A 15,707-nucleotide genomic window follows, 5' to 3' on the forward strand; every position below is an offset into this window, starting at 1 on the left:
GTTTGTTTATTTTATCAAATTGGCTTATTTAATAAATCAAATTTAACTACTTCATCAATCCTAATCTCCAAGCTAACTGATAGTAACTAAACTCTTCATATAGCTTATGAAACTGAGCTTTTGATTCATCAAGCTCAAAGCTATCATTACTATTTTTTAATGTATTTGAGTTTTGATATCTATATCCTTTAGTGCTTGATATTGGATATATGCCATCATTATCAGCCCAGACATTTATATGCATAGCAAACTCAAATCTCTCATCACTAGGCTTAGAGAGCATATTTTTACCACCTATATTTAGGTATTTTGTCTCATTTAAACTAAGATTGTATAGAGTTGGAAATATATCTTTGTGCGAGCCGATTCTATCTTTGTCATAATAGATATTGTTTTGTAAATTTTGTGGTATATATAGATAAAATGGCACACTAATCCCAAAAGCTATCTCATTTTTATAATCAAATTTATACTCTCTATTTGCATGATCGCCAGTTGCTGCTACTATTATTTTATCTTTGAATTTGCTATTTTTGATCTTATTTAAATAATCTCCAAAGCTGTTATTTGCGTAGCTATATGCGTTTAATAGTGCTTTATAGTCAGTAGAATAACGACTAATCTCAGAGCTATTTAGATCTAAATTTAGCTCATTTTTACCTTTGTGTAAATATGGAGGATGGTTTGAAATACCAAGAGAGATAATTAGAGTTGGTTTGGTTGCATTATTAAAAATCTCATAAATCTTGTTATACATATACTCATCTTTTATCCCATATGGATGCTTAGACTCTTTGGCATTTGTATACTCTTGCATTAGTATAGTCTCATCTATAATCTCATCTACACCTTGAGCTTTTAAAAAGTAATTTATATTATACCAAGCAGAATTCCCCGCATAAGCAAAAACCACTCTATAACCAGCTTTTTTATAGATATCAATGACTGTGTAAGGTAGCTTTGTCTTTTGAAATTTGCTACTTGTGAGATTGATTATAGGGCTTTGAAATAGTATTCTATTTAGACTATCTATCGTGCCATTAGTAGAAGGTAAAAATCTTTTAAATACAAAATCGCTTTGAAAATGGCTATATAATGAGCCTAAAAGAAGCTTTTCTAATTTCTCATCCTCTTGTAATAACCCAAGCCCAAAACTCTCCATGAGATTAAAATGTATATGCATTTTAGCATGATTGGAGTTTTGTTTTGTAGTAGCAAACATATCAAACAATCTCTTTTGCAGCTCTTTGCCTCTATTTATATCCACATATGGGAAGTTGGCTTGATTTTTATACTCTTTACTAGCCCATGAAAGAGCCATAATAGGATTAGTAGATATCTCATTAAATGGCTTAAATGTGCTAAATTGATATGTAGAAGCACGAAGTGCATTATATACTGGATGAGCCCGCAGTGCCACAGTATATGCGTAAATTAATATAATATTACAAATAATTAAAATCCAAATCGGTTGGTTGGATTTTTTAAATTTAATTTTTAAAATTTTACTATTTAAATATCCACATAAAATAGCAAAAACCAAAGCGCATAATAGTATTAAAATTACTGGATAATCATTCCAGATAATCGATATTAAAGCAGCGGTATCATCATCTTTAAGCCCAAATATAAACATATCAATCTTATTTTGATAAATTTGATAATAGTAGTAGTTGATAAATGCAAAAATAACCACGATAAATGATACAATGGCTATATAAATGCTAGAGATAATTTGATAAAATTTGGCTAAATTTAATTTGATAAATCCGCCCAAATAGCTAAGAAATCCAGATAAAAATATAGGCAAAAATATAGCACTAAAAGTCCGCATATCATGCCCAAGCCCATGCCAAAATACCCCACCCCAATCATCAATATCATGCTCAATTAGGTTATATAGCATTACCGCTCTCATAAGAGCAAAGATAGCCATATATATGGCTGTAAAGATGAGAATTTGTGTTATGATTTTTCGCATTAATTTCCTTAAATTTACTGTTTTAAATTTACTATTTTACAATATTTTTATTAAATTTTAGATAGACTTATGGCTTTAAAATTTATTTGAGTGATGATAATGCAAAGATACAAAACAAGACAAATTCAAGTAGGCAGTGTAAAGATAGGCGGTGACGCGCCAATAAGCGTCCAATCAATGACATTTTCTAAAACAAGAGATGTCAAAGAGACCTTAGAGCAGATTAACCGCTTATATTTTGCGGGGTGCGATATAGTGCGGTGTGCTGTGTTTAATAAAGATGATATAGAAGGGCTTAGGCAGGTTAAAAAAGATAGCCCACTGCCGATCGTAGCTGATATACACTTTAACCATCTTTATGCCTTGGCTGTGGCTGAATTTGTAGATGCTATTAGGATAAATCCGGGTAATATCGGTGGTAAAGAGAAGATTAAAAAGGTGGTAAATGCGTGTAAAGAGCGAAATTTGCCTATAAGAATTGGTGTAAATAGCGGTAGCTTAGAAGAGCAGTTTGAGCAAAAATATGGCAGAAGCGTCAAAGCTATGGTAGAGAGTGCTTTGTATAATATTAAGCTTTTAGAAGATTTTGATTTTAGAGATATTGCTGTGAGTTTAAAAAGCAGCGATACGGCAAACACAATGGCAGCATATAGAGCGTTGCGTCCAATGGTGGATTATCCATTTCATTTAGGGGTTACAGAAGCTGGAACGACATTTCACGCTACGATAAAATCAGCTATAGCACTTGGTGGGCTTTTGATGGAGGGGATCGGCGATACTATGAGAGTTAGTATCACAGGAGAGCTTGAAGAGGAGATTAGAGTCGCTAAGGCAATTTTACAAGATAGCGGAGTCCAAAAAAGTGGATTAAATATCATCTCATGTCCTACATGTGGAAGGCTTCAAAGCGATTTAGTAAGTGCTATAAAGATAGTAGAAGAAAAGACCGCTCACATAACCGCACCATTAAATATAAGCGTAATGGGTTGTATAGTAAATGCCATCGGAGAGGCCAAAGGAGCCGATGTGGCTATCGCTTTTGGCAAGGGAAATGGGCTTATAATGCGTCATGGAGAAGTAGTAGCTAGATTGTCTGAGTCTGAACTAGTAGATAGATTTTTACAAGAGATAGATGATGAGCTAAAGGCTAGAAATGAATGAGATAAACTCAAATTTATATGACCTAGATATGGAGCGCTCGATATTGAGTGCGATACTATTTGAGCAAGATAATTTGGGTGAAATTTATGATATTATCAGCCCAAAAGATTTCTATTTAAAAGCTCATGAAGATATATTTGCAGCTATGCAAAGCTGTTTAAATAGTGACGATCCAGTAGATATAGCCTTTGTTAAAAAGCATTTAGGAGCTAAATTTGATGAAGAGGTTTTTAATAGCGTTTTAACTACAAATTCAATTTTAGATATTAAAAAATACGCCACAGAGCTTAAAGAATTTTCTATCAAAAGATCGCTAGTCAAAGTAGCAAATCAAATCCCAAGCAAGGTAAATGAGAATAAGCCTGGCCGTGATATGGTAGATGAGATTAGTAGCGAAATTTACTCTTTAGTAGATGGCGTAGGTAGTGGCGTGATAAAAAATGCTAAAGAGATTGTGGTTGATTTAATTGAAGAGTTAAATAAGCAAAAGCTTGCCAAAGATCATGATGTAGTAGGGCTTGATACTGGTTTTCGTGAATTAAATGAGCGGACAAAGGGATTTAAAGATGGTGATTTAGTCATTATCGCAGCTCGCCCTGGTATGGGAAAAACTACATTTGTGCTAAATTTGGTACAAAGGGTACTAGATCAAAACTTAGGTGTAGTATTTTTCTCTCTTGAAATGCCTGCAACTCAGCTTATGTTAAGGTTATTAAGCGCTAAAACATCGATAAATTTACAAAATCTTATGACATCAGATATGGATAATGATGAAATTGAACGCTTAAGTAATGCGTGTGATATGATGAGTCAAAAAAAGCTTTTTGTCTATGATAGCGGTAATGCTACTATTCATCAGGTTCGTACTCAAATGAGAAAATTAAAAAGCGCTCATCCAGAGATAAAACTATGCGTGATTGATTATATCGGCCTTATGACAAACTCATCAGCATATAGTGATCGCCATTTGCAAATTGCAGAGATTTCACGCGGATTAAAGCTTTTAGCCAGAGAGTTAAATTTGCCAGTTGTAGCTCTTTCGCAGTTAAATAGAAGTCTAGAATCAAGAGCTAATAAACGTCCTATGCTTAGTGATTTGCGTGAGTCTGGAGCAATCGAACAAGATGCTGATACGATTTTATTTGTTTATAGAAATGAGGTTTATTTAGAACAAGAGGAGAATGAGAAAATTCAAAAAGCAAAGCTCGAAGGTAAAGAATATACCCCTAAGTTTAGTAGAAATAAAGTAGAAGAAAGTGCTGAGATAATTATTGGTAAAAATAGAAATGGCCCAACTGGAACTATTGAGTTGGTATTTCAATCTATTTATACTCGTTTTGTGGAAAAAACACACAATCATCCTGCTGAGATGGTAACTTTTGAGGGGTGATGTGAATTTATGTGATTAAATTTGAGATTTATTCACATATTGATTTAAATTCACATTAATAGTTAAATTTATATAATTTAATCTGTGATTAAATAAGGTTTAAAGCTTGAATTAATGGGTATTTGACTAGATTTTCACATAGTGAAAAAACAGTGAATAACTTTTTTAAATTTGACTTTTTAAAGCAGTAATCTTATGATACTTAAGATAAAATTTAGTATAATGCTAAAAAGCACGAAGGAGATATATGCAAAATTATGACAAAGAGGCTGAAGCACAGGCATTTGAAGAGTTTCAGCGTGAATTAGAGGCTAGATTTAAAGCCGAGGGTACTCCATCAAATTTTATAAAAAATATTGTAGCACTTAGTGCTATAAATTTTAGATTAGCAAAGGCTGTGTATGATTTAAAAAGCAATACTAAATTTGATGTATTTGCTGGTAAGACAAATTTGGATATAAATATAATAAATACCGAGCTTAAAGAGCCAATTTATACTGAGTCTCCAGCAGCTCATACAAATGCGATGTTGGAAAAATTTAAAGATGAATATGCACTATATCCATCGCTATTTTTCTTTGGACTTGGAAATGGAAATTTTTATACCAAATTACTACAAAACCAAACCCATGAAAAGATTATAGTATTTGAACCAGAGATTGAGATTATATTTATAGCATTTAATCTTTGTGATTTTGGTGCTGATATATTTAATGAGAGATTTATCGTGGCTCATCCAGATTATTTTAGAAGTGGTCAAATGGAAGTTTTATGCCATTACCCAGCAGTTGTAGCAAATATTAGAAATTATGATTTTCATGTTTATAGTGATTATTATGCTAAAAATTATGGCCAAATAGCAGAAAAAATCAATAAAAAACTTATAGAATTATCATCTAAAATGATTCTAAATATGGGTAATGATGCTTACGATAATTTACTTGGTATCAAACATGTTGTGGCAAATATGCCTCATATTTATAGTGGAATTCAGTTAAAAGATATAATTGAATTAAATCAAGGCAAAAATAAGACAGCTATAATAGCCTCTACTGGTCCAAGTCTAAATAAACAGATTGAGCTTTTAAGAAAGGTCGCACCACACGCATTAATTTTAATTCCAGATGCTTCATATCATGTGCTTAAGATAAATGGTATTAAGCCTGATTTTATAACTACAATGGAGAGAGTAGAGAAGACTAGCGAGTTTTTCCAAAGCCAGCCAAGTCAGTTTGATGATAATATAATATTTATAGCAGCATCTCTTACGCATCCCCAAACTAGCAAAAATTTAGAAGGGCGAAATCGCACTTATGCTCATAGGCCAATTAGATTTGAGTTTATCTTAAAAGATGAGATTCCATTTATGTGTAAAGGGCCTAGCTCAGCACACTTTGCTCTTGATATGGCTCTTAGACTTAAATGCGAAAGAATTATATTTATCGGTCAAGACCTTGCCTTTGGTAAAGATGGAGCTAGCCATGCTAAGGGAAATATATTTGAAAATTATATAAAAGAAGATGGTACTATAACAATTAATCCAAATGCTAGACAAAGACCACAAACTGCCATAGCGTACGGTGGAGATGGTGAAGTAAAAACTACTGATGTTTGGAATTTCTTCCGTGGGTATTTTGAATCTATGATGGAGCCAACTCATTATGATTATGCATTTAAAGTCTATAACGCTACTGAAGGTGGAGCTAGAATTCATGGAATGATAGAAAAGCCATTTAGTGAATTAGTAGATGAAATATTGGCCGAAAATAGTATTAAAACAGTAATCAAGCCTGAGCCAATTAGTCTTGAAGAATCAAAAGCAGTAATAAAACATCAAAAGGCATTAGTAGAAAATCTGATCAAATATGGTCTAGAAAAGCAAAAGCTTTGTGAAGAGTTATTTAAAAAGATTAGCAAAGCTGTAGAAAATGCTAATCGTGATATCTCTCGTGGCAAAGAGCCTCATTATCCTAAATTTTATGAATTAAAAGAGAGAATTGATAGATTTAAAAATAACTTTAAGAACGATGAGGTTTTTGATACTGTTTATTACCATGTAGCAAGTAACTTTTGTATTCATCAAGAGATGGAATTTGGCGAATTAATGGTAAAACCTGAACGCACCAAAAATGATAAAGATAAAAAGATATTTGAGTATGTAAGGCAGCATGGATACTATTTCTTTAGTCTTGCTGGAATGATTGAAGCTGCTAGAGATACAATGAAAGAGTCACTGCAAAGCTGGGATGAAGAGAATAAATCCTAGCTTAGTAAAGCTAGTTTAGTAGCTAAATTTTAGCCTTGCAAATGTGATTTAAAAAGCACTCATTACACTTTGGTTTGAGTGCTTTGCATGTGTAGCGTCCATGTAGTACCATTGCTTGATGTAAAGTATTAAGCTCAGTTTTAAAAGCTTTAACCAAATCTATCTCAGTAGCTTCTGGCGTTTTAGCTTTGCTAAGCCCAAGTCTATGCGAGACACGAAAAACATGGGTATCAACTGCCATTAAATTTGCATTTTGATACTCAATAAGTACTACATGAGCTGTCTTTTGTCCTACGCCAGCAAGTTTTACTAAGCTTTTTTCATCTAATGGAATCTCTCCGCCAAATTCGCTAATAACTGAATTTGCCATTTTGATTAAATTTATAGCCTTATTGTTAAAAAAGCTACAACTATTTATTAGCAGTTTTAGACTTGATAAATTTGCTTTAGCAAGTGAATGTGCGTCTGGATAAGCCTCAAATAGTGCTGGTGTGATTAAATTTACTCTTTTATCAGTGCATTGGGCTGAGAGCATTACAGCTACTAAAAGCTCATATAGATTTTTAAAATTTAACTCAGTCTTTGCTCCGCTAAAATGCTCTAAAAATAGCGCTTTTATCTCATTTATATCTTTTTTACTTCTCATGTTTTAATTATAACAAAATATAAAAAACATAATCTAAATTCAATAAGATATAATCAAATTTATAGTATAATACTGGACTTATTTTAAAATTTAATACTGAAGGAAAACAGATGAAAAAAGGTCTATTTCTAGCTCTTAGCTTAGCTGCTACTATGAGTTTAAATGCAGCGGTTTTAGCAACTGTAAATGGTGAGGAGATTACTGATAAAGATTTAGCTCCACTACTTGGTGCGCATGGTGCAGATTTTGATAAAATTCCAGATCAAATGAAAAAACAATTAATAGATATGGCTATTAATGGTCAATTGATTTTAGAACAAGCTAAAAAAGATGGTGTTGAAAAAACAAAAGAGTATAAAGAAGCTCTTGAATTTAGCCAAGACAATGTTTTAAGAAATGTTTGGACACAAAATGAATATAAAAAAGTAAAAATCTCTGAAGCTGATGTAAAAGCATTTTATGATAAAAATAAAGATACAATTTTTGTCAGTCCAGCTCAAACAAAAGCAAAACATATCTTAGTGGGTACTCAAAAAGAGGCTGAAGATATAATCGCACAGCTAAAAGGTTTAAAAGGTGATGCACTAACAGCTAAATTTAGCGAACTAGCTAAAACTAAATCAATAGACAAAGGTAGTGCTATGAATGGTGGCGAGCTAGGTTGGTTTGATGAGTCTAGAATGGTTCCTTCATTTAGCAAGGCTGCATTTGCTCTAAAAAATGGAACAATCACTATAAAACCAGTTAAGAGTGAATTTGGATATCATGTAATCTTAAAAGAGGATTCAAAAGCTAAAACAACAGTATCATATGATAAAGTTAAAAAGAACATAGAAGAGCAATTAAGAAGTGAAAAATTTAGAACTGTAATGCAAGACAAAATGAACGAACTAAGACAAGGTGCAAAAATAGAATACAAATAATAGGGGTATGATATGGGAGTAACAAATATCGTTAAACCTGGCGTAGTCTGGGGTGAGGATCTTAGCAAGTTATATGAGTATGCTAAAAGTGAAGGCTTTGCAATTCCAGCAGTTAATGTCGTAGGAAGTCACTCTATAAATGCAGTAATGGAAGCAGCCAAAAAAGCAAATTCGCCTGTTATAGTACAATTTAGTAATGGCGGCGCAAGCTATTACGCTGGTAAGGCTTGCCCAAATGGTGATGTACTTGGTGCTATAGCTGGAGCTAAACAGGTTCATCTACTAGCTCAAGCATATGGAATTCCTGTGGTTTTACATACTGATCATGCTGCTAGAAAGCTTTTACCGTGGATTGATTCTCTTATAGAGGCTAGTCGCGAAAATATTAAAAGTTGCAAAGTTCCTTTATTTAGCTCACATATGCTAGATCTAAGCGAAGAGCCATTAGAAGAGAATTTGGCTACTTGTCAAGAGTATTTAAAAACTCTAAGCGACATTGGCATAGCACTTGAGATTGAACTTGGTGTAACTGGCGGTGAAGAAGATGGCGTAGATAATACAAATGTAGATAATGCGCTTTTATACACTCAGCCTGAAGATGTAGCCATAGCATACGAAAGACTTGGCAAGATTAGTGATAAATTTAGCATAGCTGCAAGTTTTGGTAATGTGCATGGTGTCTATAAACCAGGTAATGTTGTGCTTCGTCCAGAGATTCTTAAAAATTCTCAAGAGTATATTAAGAGTAAATTTAATACATCTAGCAATAAACCAGTAAATTTTGTATTTCATGGTGGCAGCGGTAGCGAGTTAGCTGATATTAAAGCAGCAGTAAGCTACGGTGTGATTAAGATGAATATCGATACTGATACTCAATGGGCTTTTTGGGATGGTGTGCGTGGATATGAGGCTAAAAATCATGACTATTTACAAGGTCAAATAGGAAACCCAGAAGGTAGCGATAAGCCAAATAAAAAATACTATGATCCTAGAAAATGGCTAAGAGAAGGCGAAGAAAGTATGGTAAAAAGACTTTTAGAAGCTTTTGAGGATTTAAACTGTATTAATAAAAATTAAATTATTTAGCCAAAGATATCTTTGGCTAAATTACTTTAAGCTTAGCTATCTTTGATGGTTAAACTTAGTGTAATTAAAAGGAAATTTAAATGGAAAAAGAGAGCGAACTTGGCGAGATATATCTGCCTGAAAGCGGAAATAGACAGAGTAAATTTGTATATTTTAAAATTGTATTAGTACCTATTTTGGTATATATAATGTGTATACTGTGCTATTTTGATATTATAAAATTTAAAGTTGGACTTGATATTGTTATTATTATGGGACTTATGCTTGTTGTAGCATTAGCTTTTGCTAGACATAGTGCTGAGCTTGGGTGTTGCCTATTTGAACAAAAAAAAGATATATTTAAAAAAGAGCTAAAAAATTATATCATTAAAACTCTACTTACAATTGGTAAGGAGAGAAAGTCAAATGGCAGCTTTGATGAATTTGCTTCTAGATACTCTAAAGATGTGCGAAATGACAACTTTGCAACTGTGGCGACTGGAGTTTTTCCTATGCTTGGAGTTTTTGGGACATTTGTGAGTATTGGGATATCTATGCCGGTTTTAAGCTCAGCTGATATGCTTAGTTTAGAGAGCGAGATTACTCAATTATTTGCAGGTATTGGGGCATCTTTTTATTTGTGTGCTTATGGGATATTTTTAGCGCTTTGGTGGATATTTTTTGAGCGATATGGCATTAGTAGATTTGAGAGACTAATTGCTAGACAAAAGAATGCTACGATGTCGTTTTTTTGGACTTCTGATGAGATTCAAAAAAGATATATGCAAGAGACATTAGGTAGCTTTGAGAAAATTGGAGTAATATTTGATTATGTTAGTAAACAAGAATTTTTCAAAGAGCTTGATAATGTTGTGCAGAAAAAATTTGATAATTTTACTAAGCTTTTACAGACTGAAGAGGAAGCTGTAAAAGTAAGTGGTGAGCATATTAAACAGACAATGGATATGCTAATAAGATCACAAAGAGATCAAAAAGATATGATTAAGATTCATGCTGAAATTATTAATGTTTTAAATTTATTCAATAGCAATATAAAAGAGTTACAAATTAGATGGAGCGAGAGTTATGCAAGGCTGCAAAGCATTAGCGATGAGAAAGTTGCAAAGCTTGATAAAACTGTTTATAATCTAGGTATGAATATCATCAAATTTGAAAGATCGCTAGAGGAGTTTAGTGTAAATATTCTTGAGAAGCAGCAGCTTGCTTTAGATGGGTTTAAGATTGCTATTGTCGATGGTATGCAAGCATTTAAAGATGCATTTGATGAGGAGAGCGTAGGTAAAGATAGTAGTACTGTTATTGTTGAAGAGCTTAAAAAAAGTATCCAAGAGATAGATAATGAAGCAAATATCGCCCTAGAGATGCTAGAAAAAACTGACTTTGAAACCATCTTAAAATCAGATGAAGAAGAATCAAAATCAAGTGATGAGAAGAAAGATTGATGAGAATTAATATATCAAATGATGAGAGATCAAGCTTTTGGCTTAGCTATATTGGACTTATAACAGGGTTATTTTTTATCTTTGTTTTAGTAGTTGGGGTAGTAGTTGTACGATACTCCATCTCTGCTTCAAATTTAGCATACCTCCAAAAGGATTTAAATGATAATATCGCTTCTTTAAATGCTGCAAATAAGGAGTTAAATAAAAAGCACGAGAGCATTAAAAGCTTTATTGAGCAACTAAAATCAAATCCTGATAGTAATAATATTGAGCAGCTTTATTTAAATTTAAATAAAGAACTAAGTAAAGCAACATCAACTATAAATAATAGCTTGGATGTGATTAGTTTAAAAAATGATGAACTAACAGCACATATTAATAAGCAAGAGGAGTTAATAAACGATCTAAATAATCAAATCAATCAGCGAGATATTCAAATAGATGCTATTGAAAACGACTTACAAAATTATAAAAGCAGCTTAGAAAACTATACAAAAATTAGAGAAAATATCGCTTTATCTCTTAAGTCCAAGCTAGTAAATATAGCGCAGATAGATCCTAAAACTGCTGAGATTACTATGGATGCAGCAAAGATTTTTAACATTAACTCATCAGTTATTAGGGATGATGCCAAATTTGACCTACGTCGAATTTTTAAGGTATATTTAGATCATATGCTAAGTTCTGAAGTAGTGCAAAATATCAATAAAATTATCATTGAATGTCATACAGATAGCGATGGTGGATATATGCATAATCTAGATTTATCCCAAAAACGAGCGTTAGAGATTATGAAATTTGCCTACGCAATTTATAAAAATGAAAGTTTAAGTAGATATTTGGTTGCTATTGGAAAAAGTAATAGTGAGCCAATATTAAAAGATGGTCTAGAAGACCCAGTAGCAAGCTTTAGGATAAAAATTAAATTTGATTTACAAGATCCTAAATATTTCATTGATAAGGTTTTAAATCAGCGTGTCAATTGAACCAATCTACTTTAGAGGGCGTAGATTTTGGGTTTTGCGAGATGATTTAATAGGTGGCGAGTTTAATGGTAATAAAGCTAGAAAGCTTGCCTTTTTGCTAAACTCAAATTTAAACCACATAAATCGCATAATTTCATATGGCTCAAGCCAGTCAAATGCTATGTATTCTATTAGTCTTTTGGCTAAAATGCGTGGAGTTAAATTTATATATTTTACCAATCATATTTGTGATTTTTTATTAAATAATCCATGTGGAAATTATGCTTACGCATTAAAAAATGGTATGGATATTAAAATAAGTGCTAACCCATCAAAATCAGCTCAAGATGAATGTAAATCAAGCACAGATCTTTTCATTCCTGAGGGTGTAGCAATGCGCGAAGCCGAGCTTGGATTTAAAGAACAAGCTAAGATAATTATGGATTTTGCCAAAAAAAATGGCATAAAATTTGATATATTTTTGCCTAGTGGGACAGGGTGTAGTGCGGCATTTTTAGCTAAAAATTTAAATGATATGTCTGTTTGGAGCGTGCCTTGTGTAGGCGATGCGAAGTATTTAAAAGAGCAAATTTCAACCCTTGATCCATTTAATAAGGTTAAGATATTAAATCCACCTAAAAAATATCATTTTGGTAAGTTGTATCTTGAAATTTATGAGATATATAAAGAGCTTTTAGATAGCAATATAGAGTTTGAATTACTGTATGATGGAGTAGGGTGGCTTACTTTGATGAATAATTTAGATAAATTTCAAAATGAAATTTTATACATTCATCAGGGTGGAATATTAGGAAATATTACGCTTTTAGATAGGTATAAACGAAAATTTAATTAATGAATTTATATTTAGTTATTATATTTTAGATATACTTTTTTAGCTAAATCGTATCATTTAGCTCTTAATTAAACAAGATAAAATAAGGAGGAATAAAGTAGTATAGTTGATATTATTTATCAATTATAATTTTATATAAATTTGAATTTAATCTTTTTATGGTGCTAAAAAAAGAGCTTTTAAAAATATTTTTGATAATTATAATCAAAATAAGCTAAAATTTATAATAGCTAGATTATAATAACAATTATCAAAAATACTACAAAGGCAAGAGATGTCAGTATTAGTAATAGGCGCAGATGAGATAGCACCGATTAGGGCAGTTTTACAAGGTTTAGGCGTTAGCAAGATAGAGCATTGGGATGCGAGAAACGAAAATAGAGTAAATCGCAAACCCATACCTCAAGAGGTAGAATGCGTTGTAATGCTAACTAGTTTTTTAAATCATAACACGATGAAAAAGATAAAAACTCAAGCCAAAAAACGCAATATCAAGCTAGTTTGCGCTAAAAGAAGCGTGAGTTGTGTATATTGCGAATATTGTAAAGTTTTTGGCTTAGATCGTGAATTTAAATGTGAAAGGTAAATATGACAGCAGTAATTTTTGGTAGTTCAATGGGAAACGCAGAAGAAGCAGCGAATAAAATCGCAGCAAATTTAGGTATCGATACAGTTTTGAATATATCTGAGACTTCAGCAGATGAGATTAATGAATTTGATAAATTAATAATCGGCTCATCAACTTGGGGTAGCGGTGATTTACAAGATGATATGGATGCTTTTGACTTTTCTGAGCTAAATTTAAGTGGCAAAACAGTTGCTCTATTTGGCGTTGGTGATAGCTCTAGCTATGATGATACATATTGCGATGCTTTGGGTATTTTGTTTGAAAAATGCACAGAATTAGGCGCAAATATCGTAGGTGCCACAGAGGCTCCAAAATATGATTTTACAGAGTCAAGAGCAGCTAGAGATGGCGGATTTGTGGGCTTAGCACTTGATTTTGACAACCATGGTGATGAAGTAGATTCTAGAATTTCAAATTGGTGCGACCAAATCAGAGCAAATTTCAGCTAATTTTTGATACAATTACGCAAAAATTATAAAGGAAAGAATATGCCATTACTTGATAGTTTTTGCGTAGATCATACTATTATGAACGCCCCAGGCGTTAGACTTGCTAAGGTGATGAAAACCCCAAAAGGCGATGATATTAGTGTTTTTGATTTAAGATTTTGTAAGCCAAATGTAGATATCTTGCCAGAGCGTGGAATTCACACACTAGAGCATCTTTTTGCGGGTTTTATGAGAGATCATCTAAATTCAAATAGTGTTGAAATCATAGATATATCGCCGATGGGTTGTAGGACGGGATTTTATATGAGTCTCATCGGAACGCCTAAAATAGATGATGTTATCGAGGCTTGGCGACTATCTATGCATGATATCCTATCTGTAAAAAGTCAAAGCGATATCCCAGAATTAAACAAATTTCAATGTGGAACATACAAAATGCACTCTCTAGATGAAGCCAAAGAGATAGCGCAAAATATCTTAAATTCAGGCATTAGCCGCATCGATAATGAAGCTATAAAATTAGATCTTAATAAAATTAAGTAATCTCTAATTTCACATTCATCTCCTTTTAGATATGGCATTTAAACGCAGATGAAGCTTAAATACAAAATCAAACTTAAAAGGAGTAAAAATGAAATTAAAAGATTTGTTGCCATTTTTGGCTGAAAATCAAAACGAGTTTAAAGTCCATTGTGCTATTGGCGGGCAAGGTAGAGATGCGCAATTGCCATTAAATGAATTTTTAGTGGGAAATTTAGTGATTACCAAAACCACCAAACTCAAAAGAACTTTGGTCGCAAATATATACTTTCATTATGCTATTTAAATAAAGATGAGTGGCTATTTGTAGGTATATATGAAAGTTTAGGTGTAGTTGGCACAGTAAAAGAAGCAGATAGAGAGCTTTATAAATATAACACAAGGCTAACCGATATCGGCGCTGAATTTATAGGCAAACTTGTAGTTGGCTTCAAAAAAGATTTCCGCCAAAGCTATCCAAATCTCGAAACTTGCCTAGATAATTTAGAGGTTTTAGAGCTCAAAAGAGAGGTGATAAAAGCAGAATTCTCAGGCTATGATAATGTAAATGTAAGTTGGAGAGAGCTTGAAAGCCTTATAGAAACACCTGCATGGAAAACAGCCTTAGAAAATCAAAAAGCTGTGTACCTAATAGTAGATACAAAAACTGGAAAAAAATATGTTGGCTCAGCGTATGGTGATAATATGTTGCTTGGGCGTTGGCGTAACTATATAGCAAATAGGCATGGCGGAAATAAGCTTTTAAAGCCATTAGATTTTGAGTATATAAAAGAAAACTTTAAATATTCAATTTTAGAGATTTTTAAATCTAGCATAGATGATGAAATAATAATAAATAGAGAAAGCTTTTGGAAAGAAGTTTTATTAACTCGCACAGACTTCGGCTATAACGGCAATTAACTGCTCTTAAGCTAGAATTTAAAATTATTTTAATTCTAGCCCCCCCCCATTTTCATACCAAAAACCTAAAATCAATCCAAAAATCCAAATTTCTTTGATATTTCAAATTTATAAAACCACAAAAATTTTAATAAAATTTATAACTCACAAATGAAATTCAAATTTATATTAACCCCAAAATCATTTTTATTAAAGCTCGAAGAGTTTTGATAAAAATGGTATAAATCTGCGCCCAGCACAGCAACTTTAAAAGGCTTTTCTAGGGGGTTGGGGGTTGTTAAGGAAGGAAGCCAAGGTTGTTGCTATCTTTCGTAGCGTCGCAAACGATGATTTACACCGTTTTTGCTATCACGCTACTCATCTGCCAAAAAGCGCACCTTTCCTACTTAAAAAAAAGAAATATTTTTAATATTTTAAATTCGCTAAACAGAAAAATAAATTTCTTTAAAATTTCAAATTTCTTAAAAAATAAAT

The 15,707-nt window shown here is 32.5% G+C and carries 15 protein-coding genes; 13 read left to right on the forward strand and 2 right to left on the reverse strand.

What is annotated here, in order from left to right; genetic code table 11:
* Positions 1–46: 46 nt before the first annotated feature.
* Positions 47–1,981, reverse strand: coding sequence for an LTA synthase family protein (locus CIGN_RS03220; protein WP_086302202.1), 1,935 nt, complete (start codon positions 1,979–1,981; stop codon positions 47–49).
* Positions 1,982–2,080: 99 nt separating this feature from the next.
* Between CIGN_RS03220 and ispG the strand changes: the two genes are divergently transcribed.
* The 3 genes from ispG to CIGN_RS03235 all read left to right on the forward strand — a co-directional run bounded on the left by ispG (position 2,081) and on the right by CIGN_RS03235 (position 6,798).
* Positions 2,081–3,142, forward strand: a complete 1,062-nt coding sequence (gene ispG, locus CIGN_RS03225) for a flavodoxin-dependent (E)-4-hydroxy-3-methylbut-2-enyl-diphosphate synthase (protein WP_086232933.1) — start codon at positions 2,081–2,083, stop codon at positions 3,140–3,142.
* Positions 3,135–4,532, forward strand: a complete 1,398-nt coding sequence (locus CIGN_RS03230) for a replicative DNA helicase (RefSeq protein WP_086251676.1) — start codon at positions 3,135–3,137, stop codon at positions 4,530–4,532. Before ispG ends, CIGN_RS03230 begins: the two co-directional genes overlap by 8 nt.
* A gap of 247 nt (positions 4,533–4,779) precedes the next feature.
* On the forward strand, positions 4,780–6,798 hold the full coding sequence (locus CIGN_RS03235; protein ID WP_086302203.1) for a motility associated factor glycosyltransferase family protein: 2,019 nt from the start codon (positions 4,780–4,782) through the stop codon (positions 6,796–6,798).
* A gap of 22 nt (positions 6,799–6,820) precedes the next feature.
* Here the strand turns inward: CIGN_RS03235 and nth are convergent, their stop codons facing one another.
* Complete coding sequence (gene nth, locus CIGN_RS03240) at positions 6,821–7,444, reverse strand: endonuclease III (RefSeq protein WP_086228243.1); 624 nt, start codon at positions 7,442–7,444, stop codon at positions 6,821–6,823.
* A gap of 110 nt (positions 7,445–7,554) precedes the next feature.
* Between nth and CIGN_RS03245 the strand changes: the two genes are divergently transcribed.
* From CIGN_RS03245 to CIGN_RS08175, 10 genes are all read left to right on the forward strand, one after another.
* A complete protein-coding gene (locus CIGN_RS03245) occupies positions 7,555–8,367 on the forward strand; it encodes a peptidylprolyl isomerase (protein ID WP_086302204.1) in 813 nt (270 codons plus the stop codon).
* 12 nt (positions 8,368–8,379) lie between these two features.
* Complete coding sequence (gene fbaA, locus CIGN_RS03250) at positions 8,380–9,444, forward strand: class II fructose-bisphosphate aldolase (protein ID WP_086302205.1); 1,065 nt, start codon at positions 8,380–8,382, stop codon at positions 9,442–9,444.
* A gap of 89 nt (positions 9,445–9,533) precedes the next feature.
* Entirely contained in the window at positions 9,534–10,895 is a 1,362-nt protein-coding gene (locus CIGN_RS03255; RefSeq protein ID WP_086224690.1) for a MotA/TolQ/ExbB proton channel family protein, read from the forward strand.
* Positions 10,895–11,881: an OmpA family protein gene (locus tag CIGN_RS03260; protein ID WP_086302206.1), complete on the forward strand. Its 987-nt coding sequence runs from the start codon at positions 10,895–10,897 to the stop codon at positions 11,879–11,881. The genes CIGN_RS03255 and CIGN_RS03260 overlap by 1 nt, the downstream gene beginning before the upstream one ends.
* Entirely contained in the window at positions 11,871–12,716 is an 846-nt protein-coding gene (locus CIGN_RS03265; RefSeq protein ID WP_086302207.1) for a 1-aminocyclopropane-1-carboxylate deaminase, read from the forward strand. Before CIGN_RS03260 ends, CIGN_RS03265 begins: the two co-directional genes overlap by 11 nt.
* A gap of 274 nt (positions 12,717–12,990) precedes the next feature.
* Positions 12,991–13,302, forward strand: coding sequence for a DUF2325 domain-containing protein (locus CIGN_RS03270; protein WP_086226164.1), 312 nt, complete (start codon positions 12,991–12,993; stop codon positions 13,300–13,302).
* Positions 13,303–13,304: 2 nt separating this feature from the next.
* Positions 13,305–13,793 carry a flavodoxin FldA gene (fldA, locus tag CIGN_RS03275; protein WP_086302208.1) on the forward strand — a complete coding sequence of 163 codons (489 nt, stop codon included), beginning with the start codon at positions 13,305–13,307 and terminating at the stop codon, positions 13,791–13,793.
* Between the two features lie 39 nt (positions 13,794–13,832).
* Complete coding sequence (gene luxS / locus CIGN_RS03280; RefSeq protein WP_086302209.1) at positions 13,833–14,336, forward strand: S-ribosylhomocysteine lyase; 504 nt, start codon at positions 13,833–13,835, stop codon at positions 14,334–14,336.
* 88 nt (positions 14,337–14,424) lie between these two features.
* Entirely contained in the window at positions 14,425–14,619 is a 195-nt protein-coding gene (locus tag CIGN_RS03285) for a hypothetical protein (RefSeq protein ID WP_086302210.1), read from the forward strand.
* Positions 14,620–14,843: 224 nt separating this feature from the next.
* The gene (locus CIGN_RS08175) at positions 14,844–15,233 is read left to right on the forward strand and encodes a GIY-YIG nuclease family protein (RefSeq protein WP_181892522.1); all 390 of its coding nucleotides are present in this window, start codon (positions 14,844–14,846) and stop codon (positions 15,231–15,233) included.
* The last annotated feature ends 474 nt before the right edge of the window (positions 15,234–15,707 follow it).

This window comes from Campylobacter devanensis (assembly GCF_002139915.1).
GTDB lineage: Bacteria > Campylobacterota > Campylobacteria > Campylobacterales > Campylobacteraceae > Campylobacter > Campylobacter devanensis.

Coding starts and splice junctions, on each gene's coding strand:
- CIGN_RS03220 (WP_086302202.1), bottom strand. CDS start 1,981: ATGCGAAAAATCATAACACAAATTCTCATCTTTACAGCCATATATATG.
- ispG (WP_086232933.1), top strand. CDS start 2,081: ATGCAAAGATACAAAACAAGACAAATTCAAGTAGGCAGTGTAAAGATA.
- CIGN_RS03230 (WP_086251676.1), top strand. CDS start 3,135: ATGAATGAGATAAACTCAAATTTATATGACCTAGATATGGAGCGCTCG.
- CIGN_RS03235 (WP_086302203.1), top strand. CDS start 4,780: ATGCAAAATTATGACAAAGAGGCTGAAGCACAGGCATTTGAAGAGTTT.
- nth (WP_086228243.1), bottom strand. CDS start 7,444: ATGAGAAGTAAAAAAGATATAAATGAGATAAAAGCGCTATTTTTAGAG.
- CIGN_RS03245 (WP_086302204.1), top strand. CDS start 7,555: ATGAAAAAAGGTCTATTTCTAGCTCTTAGCTTAGCTGCTACTATGAGT.
- fbaA (WP_086302205.1), top strand. CDS start 8,380: ATGGGAGTAACAAATATCGTTAAACCTGGCGTAGTCTGGGGTGAGGAT.
- CIGN_RS03255 (WP_086224690.1), top strand. CDS start 9,534: ATGGAAAAAGAGAGCGAACTTGGCGAGATATATCTGCCTGAAAGCGGA.
- CIGN_RS03260 (WP_086302206.1), top strand. CDS start 10,895: ATGAGAATTAATATATCAAATGATGAGAGATCAAGCTTTTGGCTTAGC.
- CIGN_RS03270 (WP_086226164.1), top strand. CDS start 12,991: ATGTCAGTATTAGTAATAGGCGCAGATGAGATAGCACCGATTAGGGCA.
- fldA (WP_086302208.1), top strand. CDS start 13,305: ATGACAGCAGTAATTTTTGGTAGTTCAATGGGAAACGCAGAAGAAGCA.
- luxS (WP_086302209.1), top strand. CDS start 13,833: ATGCCATTACTTGATAGTTTTTGCGTAGATCATACTATTATGAACGCC.
- CIGN_RS03285 (WP_086302210.1), top strand. CDS start 14,425: ATGAAATTAAAAGATTTGTTGCCATTTTTGGCTGAAAATCAAAACGAG.